The sequence below is a fragment of the Mesorhizobium sp. M1004 genome (assembly GCF_040318795.1).
In the GTDB taxonomy this organism is placed as follows: domain Bacteria; phylum Pseudomonadota; class Alphaproteobacteria; order Rhizobiales; family Rhizobiaceae; genus Mesorhizobium.
Genome location: NZ_JAMYNB010000005.1, coordinates 125,629 through 138,563 on the forward strand (window position 1 = coordinate 125,629; position 12,935 = coordinate 138,563).

General features: G+C 62.7%; 14 protein-coding genes and 1 pseudogene. 6 read left to right on the forward strand and 9 right to left on the reverse strand.

The genetic code is table 11. The annotated features are described in order from the left end of the window. Positions 1-59 precede the first annotated feature (59 nt). From NKH54_RS12115 to NKH54_RS12125, 3 genes are read right to left on the reverse strand one after another with little or no spacing between them, the layout of a single operon-like run. The gene (locus NKH54_RS12115) at positions 60-1,169 is read right to left on the reverse strand and encodes an aldo/keto reductase (protein WP_023745113.1); all 1,110 of its coding nucleotides are present in this window, start codon (positions 1,167-1,169) and stop codon (positions 60-62) included. A gap of 34 nt (positions 1,170-1,203) precedes the next feature. Beyond that, entirely contained in the window at positions 1,204-1,731 is a 528-nt protein-coding gene (locus tag NKH54_RS12120; protein ID WP_352802784.1) for a nuclear transport factor 2 family protein, read from the reverse strand. Further along, the gene (locus tag NKH54_RS12125; protein WP_353028396.1) at positions 1,728-1,940 is read right to left on the reverse strand and encodes a hypothetical protein; all 213 of its coding nucleotides are present in this window, start codon (positions 1,938-1,940) and stop codon (positions 1,728-1,730) included. Before NKH54_RS12125 ends, NKH54_RS12120 begins: the two co-directional genes overlap by 4 nt. Between NKH54_RS12125 and NKH54_RS12130 the strand changes: the two genes are divergently transcribed. Next, positions 1,863-2,756, forward strand: a complete 894-nt coding sequence (locus NKH54_RS12130; protein WP_353028394.1) for a LysR family transcriptional regulator — start codon at positions 1,863-1,865, stop codon at positions 2,754-2,756. The genes NKH54_RS12125 and NKH54_RS12130 overlap by 78 nt on opposite strands. Before the next feature lie 33 nt (positions 2,757-2,789). Here the strand turns inward: NKH54_RS12130 and tsf are convergent, their stop codons facing one another. The 5 genes from tsf to NKH54_RS12155 all read right to left on the reverse strand — a co-directional run bounded on the left by tsf (position 2,790) and on the right by NKH54_RS12155 (position 6,545). Continuing rightward, the gene (tsf, locus tag NKH54_RS12135; protein WP_023684688.1) at positions 2,790-3,710 is read right to left on the reverse strand and encodes a translation elongation factor Ts; all 921 of its coding nucleotides are present in this window, start codon (positions 3,708-3,710) and stop codon (positions 2,790-2,792) included. 108 nt (positions 3,711-3,818) lie between these two features. Beyond that, a complete protein-coding gene (gene rpsB, locus NKH54_RS12140) occupies positions 3,819-4,607 on the reverse strand; it encodes a 30S ribosomal protein S2 (protein WP_023671022.1) in 789 nt (262 codons plus the stop codon). A gap of 177 nt (positions 4,608-4,784) precedes the next feature. Next, entirely contained in the window at positions 4,785-5,396 is a 612-nt protein-coding gene (locus NKH54_RS12145) for a LysE family translocator (protein WP_023688582.1), read from the reverse strand. Further along, the gene (locus tag NKH54_RS12150) at positions 5,393-5,671 is read right to left on the reverse strand and encodes a DUF4031 domain-containing protein (protein WP_023671020.1); all 279 of its coding nucleotides are present in this window, start codon (positions 5,669-5,671) and stop codon (positions 5,393-5,395) included. The genes NKH54_RS12145 and NKH54_RS12150 overlap by 4 nt, the downstream gene beginning before the upstream one ends. 43 nt (positions 5,672-5,714) lie before the next feature. Next, positions 5,715-6,545, reverse strand: a complete 831-nt coding sequence (locus NKH54_RS12155; RefSeq protein ID WP_023806101.1) for a cell envelope integrity EipB family protein — start codon at positions 6,543-6,545, stop codon at positions 5,715-5,717. Between the two features lie 138 nt (positions 6,546-6,683). On the opposite strand from NKH54_RS12155, the gene NKH54_RS12160 reads away from it, so the two are divergent. The 5 genes and pseudogenes from NKH54_RS12160 (at position 6,684) to NKH54_RS12180 (ending at position 10,339) form a co-directional block, all read left to right on the forward strand. Further along, complete coding sequence (locus tag NKH54_RS12160) at positions 6,684-7,148, forward strand: RidA family protein (RefSeq protein WP_023806100.1); 465 nt, start codon at positions 6,684-6,686, stop codon at positions 7,146-7,148. A gap of 14 nt (positions 7,149-7,162) precedes the next feature. Then, positions 7,163-7,891, forward strand: coding sequence for a glycerophosphodiester phosphodiesterase (locus NKH54_RS12165; protein ID WP_023806099.1), 729 nt, complete (start codon positions 7,163-7,165; stop codon positions 7,889-7,891). Positions 7,892-7,946: 55 nt separating this feature from the next. Further along, a pseudogene (locus NKH54_RS12170) lies at positions 7,947-9,141 on the forward strand (GNAT family N-acetyltransferase). A gap of 96 nt (positions 9,142-9,237) precedes the next feature. Beyond that, positions 9,238-9,666 carry an HIT family protein gene (locus tag NKH54_RS12175; protein ID WP_023806097.1) on the forward strand — a complete coding sequence of 143 codons (429 nt, stop codon included), beginning with the start codon at positions 9,238-9,240 and terminating at the stop codon, positions 9,664-9,666. Positions 9,667-9,889: 223 nt separating this feature from the next. Beyond that, positions 9,890-10,339 (forward strand): phosphatase PAP2 family protein, encoded by a 450-nt coding sequence (locus tag NKH54_RS12180; protein WP_023822212.1) that lies wholly within the window; start codon positions 9,890-9,892, stop codon positions 10,337-10,339. A gap of 103 nt (positions 10,340-10,442) precedes the next feature. Here NKH54_RS12180 and clpA read toward each other — a convergent pair whose 3' ends face one another. Further along, a complete protein-coding gene (gene clpA, locus NKH54_RS12185) occupies positions 10,443-12,932 on the reverse strand; it encodes an ATP-dependent Clp protease ATP-binding subunit ClpA (protein ID WP_023700736.1) in 2,490 nt (829 codons plus the stop codon). Positions 12,933-12,935: the final 3 nt, after the last annotated feature.

Below are 12,935 nucleotides of genomic sequence, written 5' to 3' on the forward strand. Positions count from 1 at the left end.
AGGGCGCCGCGGTGGCACGCGGCGCCCCTCGCCCAATTCCGCCTTCCCGTCGCGGCCCGTCAGTTGCTGGTGATGCTGACGGCGTCGCCCTCGACCAGCAGCGGCGGCGCATAACCCAACGGCTTGTCGCCGGTCACGGCGCCGCCGGTAACCCGGGCTTGTATGTCGGAACCGAAATAGGCGTACGGGAATGGCGGCGGTGTCTTGCTGACCGTATCCAGCCGCGCGCGAAGCTCGGCGGGTAAAGTGAAATCCAACGCCGCCAGATTGTCCTGCAACTGCGCCAGCTTGGTGGCGCCAAGAATCACGGTGGCGATGCCCGGTTGCGTTGCCACCCAGTTGAGCGCGACCTGCGCCATGCTGCGTCCGAGTTCGGCGGCAACTTTTTCGAGCTCCGCCACGATCGCCCAGTTGCGCTCGGTGAACTTCTGGAACCCCGGATGAGTGGTGTTGCGAAAGCCGTCGAGCCGGCCGGCATGGCCTTCCTGCGTCGGCCGGTACTTGCCGCTGAGCAGCCCGCTGGCCAGCGGGCTCCACACCATGATTCCTGCGCCATGGCGGGTGCCGAAGGGCACGAACTCATTTTCGATCGAACGCTCCGCCAGCGAATATTCAAGCTGCAGGGCCGACACCGGCTCGTAGCCGCGCCACTCGGCGATCGTCTGCGCGCGGGCAGCATACCAAGCCGGCACATCGGACAGGCCGACATGGCGAATTTTGCCCGCACGCACGAGATCATCCATCGTGCGCATGACCTCCTCGGCCGGCGTCAGCCCGTCCCAGACATGGAGGAGGTAGAGGTCGATATAGTCAGTGCCCAACCGCTTCAGCGAGGCGTCCACGGCGCGCAAGATGTTCTTGCGGCCATTGCCACCGGCGTTCGGATTGCCGGGCTCCGCGTTGAAGGTGAATTTCGTGGCGATCACGGCTCTGTCGCGCAAGCCTCGCTCGGCGATGAATTCGCCGAGCCAGGTTTCGGCTGTGCCGCCGGTGTAGAGGTCGGCGGTGTCGAAGAAATTGCCGCCGGCCTCGACATAGGCGTCGGCCATGGCGCGCGCGGTTTCCCTGTCCGCGCCCCAGCCCCATTCGGTGCCAAAGGTCATGGTGCCCAGTGCCAACCGGCTGACGCGCAGGCCGCTGTTGCCCAGTGTGTAATAGCTCATGGTCATGGTGTTTTTCCTATCCTGATTTCTTGACGCCGGCTCACTGGCCAGGCGTCATCTTGACCCAGGGATTGCCGCGCTCATGCGTGGCGCGGAAAACGAAGCCGTCGACTTTCCAGCCAGTCCCGGAGCGAACCAGATGGTGCTCGTAGGTGCCCCAGACTTCCCACAGCGGGTCGCCATTGCCTTCCATCCGGTTCCCGGCATAGCCGTTCGAAGAGACGGTCGCCGCGTCCGCCTCAAAGATCACCTGGTGATTGGTGCGCAGATGCAGGCTGGTCTTGCTGCCCCTGAGGTTGCCGGCCCAGGTACCGATCAGATCGTCGGAGGGGATGGTGGCGGCAGGCTGTCCTGACAGGCTGCTGAAGTCGACGGTGACACGGTCGGCGAAATAGGAGCGGGCAAGCTTCCAGTCCTGCGCATCGACGGCACGGTCGATGGCATCGGCGATGCGGATGACGGCGCGTTCGTCGGCGAGCCCGCGCCAACCGGACGGCTCGGCGCCGCCGGCATCAGCCGGCGCCAGAGCAAGGGCTGCGGCGAAGGTAGCGTGTTTCAAGGCATTCATCTCTCTTCTCCTTGTGCATTGGTGACGGCAATATGGGTCAGCCTGTCGGCATCGAGAACATTGAAGTGTTCGCAAGGACTATGCGATATCATGCATGAATGGATCGGGATCTGCTCAGTCATCTGCCTGTCATCGTCGCCGTTGCCCGACGCGGCGGCTTTGCGCTTGCCGCGGCCGAACTGGGCATGTCCCCATCCGCCGTCAGCCATGCGGTGCGCCTCGTGGAGGAGCGGATCGGCCAGCCGCTGTTTGCGCGCACCACGCGCAGCGTCTCGCTGACGGAAGCCGGCAAGGCGCTGGTGGAGACGGCAGCCCCTGCTCTCCAGGATATCGCCGACCGGATGGACCGCATCCGAGCCATCAAGGGCCGGCCCTCCGGCTTGCTCAGGTTGAACGTTCCCAACATCGCCGTTCCACTTGCCGTCACTCCCGTGGTCGCCGCGATGGCTGAACGCTATCCTGATGTGACCATCGAATTGCTCACCGACCAGGGGCTGGTGGACATTGTCGGCGAGGGTTTTGATGCCGGCATCCGGCTGGGCGAGATGATCGCACAGGACATGGTCACGGTCCGGCTGACGCCGCCATTCAACGCCGTGATCGTCGCCTCCCCCGCCTATGTCGGCCGGCATGGCCGTCCGCGCGGTGTGACGGATCTTTCGGACCACAATTGCGTCGGCTACCGGCTTGTGCGCTCCGGCGCACTCTATCGCTGGGACCTGACCGAGGACGGCAAGGATGTCGTGGCCGAGACGAAGGGTACGGTCATCGTTACCGATTCGCTGGCCGCGATCGACCTTGCGCTTGCCGGCGTCGGGCTGATCTATGTGTTCGAGCCGCTGGTGCGCGCGGAATTGGCCGCCGGCCGCCTCGTTCAGATCCTGCCGCAAACGGCGATCGAGGAGCCCGGCCTCTTCCTCTACTTCCCGCGCAGGGCGTCGATGGCGCCAAAGCTCAGGGCCTTCATCGACACCGCACAAGAAATCGGCCGAGCATCCTTGCGGACACCCGGCCGAGTTGCCTGAGCTGAGAAGCCCTTTTCGGGGCTATTTTTAAAACTACTTCTTCACCGCCGCCGCGACTTCCGCCGCGAAATCGGTCTCTTCCTTTTCGATGCCTTCGCCCAGCGCAAAGCGCAGATAGGCGGAGATCTTGGCCGGAGCGCCGATGTCCTTCTCGGCATCCTTCAGCGCCTGCTCGACAGTGATGTCGGGATTGAGCACGAAGGCCTGCTTGAGGAGCACGACTTCCTCGTAGAACTTGCGCAGGCGGCCTTCGACCATCTTTTCGATGATCGCTTCCGGCTTGCCGGACTGGCGCGCTTGGTCGGCGAAGATCGCCTTCTCGCGCTCGACCGCTGCCGGATCGATCTGCTCGGCGGTCAACGCCAGCGGGTTGGTGGCGGCGACATGCATGGCGACCTGGCGGCCAAAGGCGTTGGCGGCATGCTCATTGCCCGTCGTCTCGATCGCGACCAGAACGCCGAGCTTGCCAAGACCATCGGCAACCGCATTGTGGACGTAGGTTGCGACAGCACCGTGCGGGACGGTGAGCTTGGCCGAACGGCGGAAGCTCATGTTCTCGCCAATGGTGCCAACGGCGTCCTTGATGGTGTCAGTGACCGACTTGTCCGAACCCGGATACTTTGCGGCAGAGACAGCCTCCGTCGTGCCATAAGCAAGCGCGACCTTGGCGACATTGCGAACGATCTCCTGGAACTGCTCGTTGCGGGCCACGAAATCGGTCTCGGAGTTAACCTCGACGATGGCGGCCTCGCGGACGCCGGAGTCGACGCCGATCAGGCCTTCGGCGGCAGTACGGCCAGCCTTCTTGTCGGCCTTGGAAATGCCCTTCTTGCGCAGCCAGTCGACGGCCTCTTCGATGTTGCCGTTGGTCTCGGTCAACGCCGCCTTGCAGTCCATCATGCCCGCGCCGGTCAAGTCGCGGAGTTCTTTGACCTGTGCAGCCGAAATGCTCATTGTCGCCTCTTTGTTTTAAATGCACCGACGCACCACCGGTACTCGGTGATGCGTCTGTCTAGCGTGCCAAATATGAGAATGATGAAGGCCGCAACCGGCCTTCGATTGTCAAGCTTCCGGAGCGTCCGCAGCCGGGGCCGGAGCCGGATCAAGCGCCGGTTCGACCGGAGCTTCGACCGAGGCGCCGATGTCGACGCCGAGCGCGCCCTGCTGGCGGGCGATGCCGTCGATGGCAGCCTTGGCGATCAGGTCGCAATAGAGCTGGATGGCGCGCGCCGCGTCGTCATTACCGGGGATCGGGAAATCGATCTTGTCCGGATCGCAGTTCGAATCGATGATGGCGACGACCGGAATGCCGAGGCGCTTGGCCTCGAGGATGGCGATCGCTTCCTTGTTGGTGTCGATGACGAACATCAGGTCCGGCGTCGAACCCATGTCCTTGATGCCGCCGAGCGCCTTGTCGAGCTTCTCGCGCTCGCGGTCGAGGTTCAGGCGTTCCTTCTTGGTCAGGCCCTGGGCCTCACCGGCCAGCATCTCGTCGAGCTTGCGCAGGCGCTGGATCGAATTCGAGATCGTCTTCCAGTTGGTCAGCATGCCGCCGAGCCAACGCGAGTTGACATAGTATTGGGCCGAACGCTGTGCGGCGTCGGCGACGATGTCGGACGCCTGGCGCTTGGTGCCGACGAACAGCACGCGGCCGCCCTTGGCAACGGTGTCGGAAACCTGCTTCAGAGCCTGGTGCAGCAAAGGCACCGTCTGCGACAGGTCGATGATGTGGATGTTGTTGCGGGCGCCGTAGATGTAAGGCGCCATCTTCGGGTTCCAGCGGTGGGTCTGGTGGCCGAAGTGAATGCCAGCTTCCAAAAGCTGGCGCATGCTGAAATCGGGCAGTGCCATTCTTAGTTCCTTTTCCGGTTAGCCTCCACGGACACAGGCATTTTTGGACTTTGTCCTCGAACGCCACCGGAGGTTTCAGCCGGATTTCTCCCGGGCAGACACCAAAGTCCGTGTGTGGAATGAGCGCGCATATAGAGGGGAAGCGCTGCAAACGCAAGCGGTGAGGTGCTTCATCGCTCAGCGTGCGGCAATCAGCGCTCCGGTGCCGATCATGGCGCTGCCGGCGAACCGGTTAATCAGCCGCATGCGTTCGGGCGTCCTGAACCAGCCGGATGCCCTGCCCGCCAGCGCGGCGTAGATGCCCATGGTGAGAATATTGGCGCCGACGACGACTGCCACCACCAGCAGGCCGTCGGCAAACGTCATGGTGTCGAGGTTGAGGATCAGCGGCATGATCGAGGCGTGGAACAGGATCGCCTTCGGGTTGCCGAGCGCCACGGAGGCGCCAAGCAGGAACGAACGCGACAATCCGGTTTGGGGGATTCCTTGCGCGGCCGATTGCGCGGCCGCGGCCCGCCACATCTTGATGCCGAGGAAAATCAGGTAGGCCGCACCGGCGTATTTCAACAGGAGAAACACCCATTCGAAGGTCTGGGCCAGCGCCACCAGCCCGAGCAGTGCCAAGGTGACCAGCACGGCATCACCGGCGGCAATGCCCATTCCGGCGACGAACGCACGCAGGAAGCCGCGTGCCACGCCGTTGGTGATCACCGTGAACATCGCCGGACCCGGCGTGGCGGCGGCAAGTGTGATGGCAAGGCAATAAGCCAGGAATGCCGTTAGCGTCACGATCGGCCCTTTCCGTTGGGTACCCGTACGCGCCTGAAGATCGCAACGATCTCCTCGCGGCTGCATTCGATGGCGCCGAGCCGCACCGCCCGGTCGCGCTCGAAGCCGGTTATGTCATAGTGCGGCGCCGATGTCCTGGGCGGCCCCTGGTAGGACGAACGCTTGACACCAAGCTCGGCGGCGAAACGATGCAGTTCGTCCGTATCGTCGGCCATCAGGTGGCACCAGCGATGGCCGGCCCATTTCCAGATCGCCGCATCGACATAGACCGCCATCGGGAACTGCCATCAAGCCTGCCGTGCCAGCGCCGCATTGTTGCTATTTCGAGACCGGGCAAGGCTTGGTCTGATCGAACAGCGACAGATTGACCAGCTTTCCGGTCATCGAGAACTCGCCATAGTCCATTGTGAGGTCGCGGGTGATGCCGTTCTCGTGCAGCTTGAAGCTGATGCGGTATTCCGGCACCTCTTCGCCCGATTTGTCGGTCTCGTCGAAATAGGCGATGTCGACCGGCCAGTATTTGTCGCCGGCAAGCTTGGCCAGCGCCGGCGCTTCGGGGTCGGCCTTGTCGCCCTCGGCCTTCTTGCCGACGATGACGGTGGTGGTCATCACCTTGTTGGCATCCTCCGAACCGTCGAACAGACTGGTTTCGTAGAAATTCTCGCCCTTCTCGGCCTTGCCGATCAGTTCGACCAGATGCTGGGTCGGGAACTGGGTGGCGGCGAGTTCGAGGCTGTTCTTCTCGGGCTTGTCGATATCGACCTTGAGGCCCTTGGTCTCTTTTGTGGCGGTGCCTTTGACCTCCTTGTCTAGGTTCTGGTCGACGAAGGATTTGGTCACGAACGAGAAGGTCTTGCCTTCGGCGTCCTCGAACGTGGTCGTCTGCTGGTCGGTCAGCCTGGTGTTGTCGCCGGTGGCGATCTGGGTGACGAAACGGAATTTTACCGTATAGCCCTCGCAGGGCGAGCCGTTGAACTCATAGACCATGCGGCCGGAAATCCCGGTGATGCCCGAGCGGTCCGACGCCTTGTCGAGGGTAAGATCGTAGACGGCGCGATGCGCCTGCAGCGCCGGCACGGCAAAGGCTGGAGCCATCGAGAACAGCATCGGAAAGAGAACGGCGTGGAAGGCAAGGCGCGTTGCGCGCATAAGGGGCTCCGATCGTCGCAGCTGATGGCAGGCCGCAGGTAAAGATGGTCCAGCTTAAAAAAAGTCGTGGCGGAAGCGAGGCAAAAATAGCAATTTCGGCCCGGCCAGCGCGGCGTCTCCAAGCAATAGGGAAATACGATGAGTGAAACAATCGAAAAGCGGCTAAGCGATCTCGGCGTGACGATACCTGCCGCCGCAGCGCCCGCCGCGAACTATGTGCCCTATTGCAGGTCCGGCAATCTTTTGTTCACCGCCGGGCAGTTGCCGCTCAAGGACGGCAAGCTGCAGGCAAGCGGCCTGCTCGGCCGCGACCTCGATACCGCAACCGGCAAGGAAGGCGCAAAGTACTGTGCAATCAACATCTTGGCGCAGGCAAAAGCAGCACTTGGCGATCTCGAAAAAATCCAGCGGCTGGTCAAGATCACCGTCTTTGTTGCATCACTGCCGGATTTCGTCGAGCAGCATCTGGTCGCCAACGGCGCCTCCGATTTCCTGGTCGCAGCCCTTGGCGAGCGCGGCAAGCATGCCCGCTCCGCCGTCGGCACCGCCTGTCTGCCGCTTAATGCCGCAGTGGAAATCGAAGCCGTCTTCGAGGTCGCATGAGCAGGACCAAGACAATGACCGACCTTTCCTGGCTGACCGCCCGCCCGGTGGCGCATCGCGGCTTTCACGACATGAACAAGACGCGCTGGGAAAACACGCTGTCGGCCTTCGCTGCTGCCGCCGAGCGCGGCTATGCGATCGAATGCGACGTGCATTTGTCGTCCGACCGCGTCCCCGTCATCATTCATGACGGCGATCTCAGGCGGTTGACCGGCCAGGACGGCTTCGTCTGGCGGCGCACGGCAGCGGAACTGGCGGCGCTCAGGATCGGCGGCACCAAGGACCATGTGCCGACACTGCAAGAAGCGCTCGACCTGGTCGACGGCCGTGTGCCGATGGTTGTCGAACTGAAGGGTGTGCCCGGTTACGACGAGGGCTTGGTGGCAGGCGTCGGCAAGATGCTGGAGCGCTACAAGGGCAAGGCGGCGATCATGTCGTTCGACCACTGGCTGGTCCGCGACTTCCCCAAGGATGCGCCTGGCATTCCGGGTGGGCTGACCGCCTACGGCAGGGACAATCAGTTGATCGAGGCGCATTTTGCCATGCTGGCACATGACCTCGCCTTCACCTCCTATGCCGCGGGCGATCTGCCGAACCCGTTCGTCAGCTTCGTGCGTGAAAGGCTTAACATGCCTGTCATCACCTGGACGGTGCATGACCAGCCGGCGGTGGATCTCACCTTCAAATACGCCGACCAGATGACGTTCGAAGGGTTCGAACCCGATCTGGCCAATGTCGCCTGATGGAAGTGCCTGAAACGTGACTTGTAGCGGCCCCGACAGAGCTTAAATAAGCCCCATGGATCAGGGTGATGAAGGTGACGGGCAAACGGCGAATGCGGAGTTTTCCATCCGCGTTGCCGCCGGCATCAATGCCTTCACCTGCGACGAGTGGAACGGCTTTACCGGCACAACCCGCAGCGACACAGAAAATGGCTATAACCCTCTCGTTTCATATGCTTTTCTGAGCGCGCTTGAAGATTCCGGCTGCGCCGTGCGGCGTACCGGCTGGCAAGGTCATCATCTCAGACTGGAAAATGCCCAAGGCAGATTGCTGGGCGCCGTGCCCTGCTATCTCAAATCGCACAGCCAGGGCGAATATGTCTTCGACCACGGCTGGTCTGATGCGTTCGAACGCGCCGGCGGCAACTACTATCCGAAACTGCAATGCGCCGTGCCGTTCTCTCCGGTCACCGGCCCGCGCCTGCTGGTCAGCAAGGGCGAGGACAGCGCCATTGTGAAGGCCGGTCTCGCAGCGGGCTTGAAGGCGGTGACGGAAAAGCTCGGCGTGTCCTCCGCGCATGTCACCTTCGCCAGGGAAAGCGACATTGCAACGCTGGAAGCAGCCGCAGCAGTTCCACTTCTTCAACGAAGGCTTTTCGACCTATGACGATTTCCTCGCCACGCTGGCATCGCGCAAGCGCAAGGCGATGAAGAAGGAGCGCCGCGAGGCGCTCGCCAACGGTATCTCGATCGACCGGCTGACCGGCAAGGACCTGACCGAAAAGGCGTGGGACAATTTCTTCGCCTTCTATATGGATACCGGCAGCCGCAAATGGGGCCGGCCCTACCTCAACCGCAAGTTCTTCTCGCTGATCGGCGAGCGCATGTCCCAGGACATCCTGTTGATCATGGCCAAGCGCAATGGCCGCTATGTCGCCGGCGCCATCAACTTCATCGGCTCCGATGCGCTCTACGGCCGCAATTGGGGCTGCATCGAGGACCACCCGTTCCTGCATTTCGAAGTCTGCTACCATCAGGCCATCGACTTCGCCATCGAGCGCAAGCTGAAGGTGGTCGAGGCTGGCGCGCAGGGCGAGCACAAGCTGGCGCGCGGCTACCGTCCCGTGACCATGCATTCGGCACACTACATCGCACATCCCGGCCTGCGGAACGCTGTGGCCGACTATCTCCGGCGGGAACGCCGCGAGGTCGAGCGGATGGGCGAAATCCTGGAAGAGCATACGCCGTTCCGCAAGGATCTTGAGGAATAGCGATCCGCCCTTGCCCTCGCCTGTCGATATCGCCGGACCATCTTGCCGGTCCGGGACAGCTTCGCTACACCGGGAGCATACTCCCGGAGCGCCGCCATGACCGAGGCTTACGACCCCAGCAATATATTCGCGAAGATCCTGCGCGGCGAAATCCCGTCGCACCGCGTCTACGAGGATGATGCCGTGGTCGCCTTCATGGATGTGATGCCGCAAGGCCCCGGTCACACGCTGGTGGTGCCCAAAGCACAGTCGCGCAATCTGCTCGACGCCGATCCGGCGACGCTCGGCCGGCTGTTCACCACGGTCCAGAAGGTGGCGCTGGCGGTCAAAAAGGCTTTCGGCGCTGACGGGGTCACGATCCTGCAGTTCAACGAACCGGCCTCCGGCCAGACCGTCTACCACCTGCATGTCCATGTCATCCCGCGGTTCGAAGGCATCGCGCTCAAGCCGCATACGGGGCAGATGGAGAAGTCCGAAGTGCTGACTGAGAACGCGGCCAGGATCCGAGCAGCGCTGAACGGTTGAGGTGGCGCGCGCCTCAGGGCGATGCGCTCAGCCACAATCCACCACGTCGGTTAGGAAATATCAAACCACCCCGTGATAAAGTGCCGTACCGGGATGCGTTTGGGTTTTAAAAATCGTGGAACATTCGGTTGCGACATCAGAGCCGTTGGTAAAAGCAGCTGCCGGGCGGGCCTTTCTGCGCACCTTGGCGGACGCGTACCGGCGACACCGCCTGCTGCACGCGATGGCCATCGCTGCCCTGCTTTTGGCAGCCGCGGTCGGCCTGCGCACCGGAAACATGCCGGATTTCGGCGTGCTGGAAGACTATGCCCAATACCTTCTTTTCGCTTTCTGGATCGGTGGCTGCGCCTTCGCACTCGGCAGCTTTTTTCACCTTGCGCAGGACATTGTGTGGAGCGGCTATATCGGGGCGACGCCAGGCAGTCTCGGCATATCCGCCTTCCCGTCCATGCATGTGGCGATGGCGGTGCTTTTCGCGCTTTATGCAACACGCCGCTCACGGTTGGCCGGCCTTTTGATGTGGGCATTCGCCGCAATCATCATGGTCGGCTCGGTCGTCCTTGGCTGGCATTATGCCGTGGATGGCTATGCGAGCGTTCTGATTTCGATCGCCATCTGGAAGGCGTGCGGGTACTTCCTGGGCAAGTTTGCACCCGAGGGCGTCGCCGCCTGACCTAACAGCATCTGACCTGAAAAGCAGGGGCGCTGTGTCGGCAAACCGGCCAGCCAATGAAAAAAGGGCCCGTCACCGGGCCCTTTTTTCATTGGCGAACTTTTTAGCTCTTGCGCGGCAGTTGCGGCACCAGGCTGCGCTTGCCGCCATCCTTGCCCTTCGGCTCGGGCTCGTCCTTGCCCTTGGGTTGAGGCTTCTGCGCCACCGCCTTCTTGGCGACGGGCTTCTTGGCCACCGCCTTGCGGGCTTTCGGCGCCTCTTCCGGCTCCTGCTTCGGCTGCACCGGGGCTTCGTCGGCCAGCGATTCGAGCTTCAGGCCGGTTTCGCCGGTTTCCTTCTTCTCGACAGTGACGCGCACCGTGCCGCCCTTCTTGAGCTTGCCGAACAGCACCTCGTCGGCCAACGGCTTCTTGATGTGCTCCTGGATGACCCGGCCGAGCGGCCGCGCACCCATGCGTTCATCGTAGCCCTTGTCGGCCAGCCAGGCGATCGCGTCCGGCGACAGGTCGAAGGTGACGCCCCGCTCGGAGAGCTGGGCCTCGAGCTGCATGACGAACTTCTGCACCACCTGGTGGATGACCGGGACCGGCAGAGAGCCGAACGGGATGATCGCATCGAGACGGTTGCGGAACTCCGGCGTGAACAACCGGTTGATGGCCTCGACATCGTCGCCTTCGCGCTTGGTCGATCCGAAACCGATCGCCGCGCGCTGCGCATCCGATGCGCCCGCATTGGTGGTCATGATCAGGATGACGTTGCGGAAGTCGATCTGCTTGCCGTTGTGGTCGGTCAGCTTGCCGTGGTCCATGACCTGCAACAGGATGTTGAACAGGTCCGGATGCGCCTTCTCGACTTCATCCAGCAAGAGCACGCAGTGTGGATGCTGGTCGACGCCGTCGGTCAACAAGCCGCCTTGGTCGAAGCCGACATAGCCGGGAGGCGCGCCGATCAGCCGCGAAACGGTGTGGCGTTCCATATATTCCGACATGTCGAAGCGGATCAGCTCGACGCCGAGCGAGGCAGCCAACTGCTTGGCGACTTCGGTCTTGCCGACGCCGGTCGGGCCTGAGAACAGGTAAGAGCCGATCGGCTTTTCCGGTTCGCGCAGGCCGGCACGCGCCAGCTTGATCGCCGAGGTCAGCGCGGTGATGGCGGTGTCCTGGCCATAGACGACGCGCTTCAGCTCGATGTCGAGGCCTTGCAGCACCTTCTCGTCGTCGGCCGAAACCGTCTTCGGCGGGATGCGGGCCATCGTGGCGATCGTGGCTTCGATCTCCTTGATGCCGATCGTCTTCTTGCGCTTGGCTTCCGGCACCAGCATCTGCGAGGCGCCGGTCTCGTCGATCACGTCGATCGCCTTGTCCGGCAGCTTGCGGTCGTTGATGTAGCGGGCCGACAGTTCCACCGAAGCCTTGATCGCCTCGTTGGTGAACTTCACCTTGTGGAATTCCTCATAATAGGGCTTGAGGCCCTTCATGATCTCGATGGCGTCCTCGATGGTCGGCTCGTTGACGTCGATCTTCTGGAAGCGCCGCACCAGAGCGCGGTCCTTCTCGAAGAACTGGCGGAACTCCTTGTAAGTGGTCGAGCCGATGCAGCGGATGGCACCCGAAGACAGCGCCGGCTTCAACAGGTTCGACGCATCCATGGCGCCGCCTGAGGTGGCGCCGGCCCCGATCACGGTGTGGATCTCGTCGATGAACAGCACGGCGCCCGGATAATCCTCGAGCTCCTTGACGACCTGCTTCAGCCGCTCTTCGAAATCGCCACGGTAGCGGGTGCCGGCCAGAAGCGTGCCCATGTCGAGCGCGAAGATGGTGGCGTCCTGCAGCACTTCGGGCACGTCGCCTTCGACGATGCGCTTGGCCAGACCTTCGGCAATCGCCGTCTTCCCGACGCCGGGATCGCCGACATAGAGCGGGTTGTTCTTGGAGCGGCGGCACAGCACCTGGATGGTGCGGTTGATTTCGCTCTCGCGGCCGATCAGCGGATCGATCTTGCCGGCCTTGGCCTTGTTGTTGAGGTTGACGCAATAAGCCGTCAGCGCATCCTGCTGCTGCTTCTTCTTGCCGCCTTCCTCCTGCGGCTCGGCGCCGTTCTGGCCGCCCTGCTCGTCATCGGCGCCGCGCGGCGAGCGCGTCTCCGATGCGCCGGGGCGCTTGGCGATGCCGTGCGAGATGTAGTTGACCGCGTCGTAGCGGGTCATCTGCTGTTCCTGCAGGAAATAAGCGGCATGGCTCTCGCGCTCGGCAAAGATGGCGACGAGCACGTTGGCGCCGGACACTTCCTCGCGGCCGGATGACTGTACATGGATCACGGCGCGCTGGATGACGCGCTGGAAGCCGGCGGTCGGCTTGGAATCCTCATCGTAACCGGTGACCAGATTGTCGAGTTCGGTGTCGATATAGGTCAGAACGGTGTGCTTCAGCTCGTCCAGATCGACGTTGCAGGCGCGCATAACGGCGGCCGCCTCGGTGTCGTCGATGAGGGCGAGCAGCAGATGTTCTAGGGTTGCATATTCATGGTGCCGCTCATTGGCGAGCGTCAGCGCCTGGTGAAGCGCCTTTTCCAGGCCTTGGGAGAAAGCCGGCATGTT

Bases quoted from the DNA above. Each gene is read 5' to 3' on its own strand.
- NKH54_RS12115 (WP_023745113.1), bottom strand. From the start codon at position 1,169: ATGACCATGAGCTATTACACACTGGGCAACAGCGGCCTGCGCGTCAGC.
- NKH54_RS12120 (WP_352802784.1), bottom strand. From the start codon at position 1,731: ATGAATGCCTTGAAACACGCTACCTTCGCCGCAGCCCTTGCTCTGGCG.
- NKH54_RS12125 (WP_353028396.1), bottom strand. From the start codon at position 1,940: ATGGCTGACGGCGGATGGGGACATGCCCAGTTCGGCCGCGGCAAGCGC.
- tsf (WP_023684688.1), bottom strand. From the start codon at position 3,710: ATGAGCATTTCGGCTGCACAGGTCAAAGAACTCCGCGACTTGACCGGC.
- rpsB (WP_023671022.1), bottom strand. From the start codon at position 4,607: ATGGCACTGCCCGATTTCAGCATGCGCCAGCTTTTGGAAGCTGGCATT.
- NKH54_RS12150 (WP_023671020.1), bottom strand. From the start codon at position 5,671: ATGGCGGTCTATGTCGATGCGGCGATCTGGAAATGGGCCGGCCATCGC.
- NKH54_RS12155 (WP_023806101.1), bottom strand. From the start codon at position 6,545: ATGCGCGCAACGCGCCTTGCCTTCCACGCCGTTCTCTTTCCGATGCTG.
- NKH54_RS12160 (WP_023806100.1), top strand. From the start codon at position 6,684: ATGAGTGAAACAATCGAAAAGCGGCTAAGCGATCTCGGCGTGACGATA.
- NKH54_RS12165 (WP_023806099.1), top strand. From the start codon at position 7,163: ATGACCGACCTTTCCTGGCTGACCGCCCGCCCGGTGGCGCATCGCGGC.
- NKH54_RS12175 (WP_023806097.1), top strand. From the start codon at position 9,238: ATGACCGAGGCTTACGACCCCAGCAATATATTCGCGAAGATCCTGCGC.
- NKH54_RS12180 (WP_023822212.1), top strand. From the start codon at position 9,890: ATGGCCATCGCTGCCCTGCTTTTGGCAGCCGCGGTCGGCCTGCGCACC.
- clpA (WP_023700736.1), bottom strand. From the start codon at position 12,932: ATGCCGGCTTTCTCCCAAGGCCTGGAAAAGGCGCTTCACCAGGCGCTG.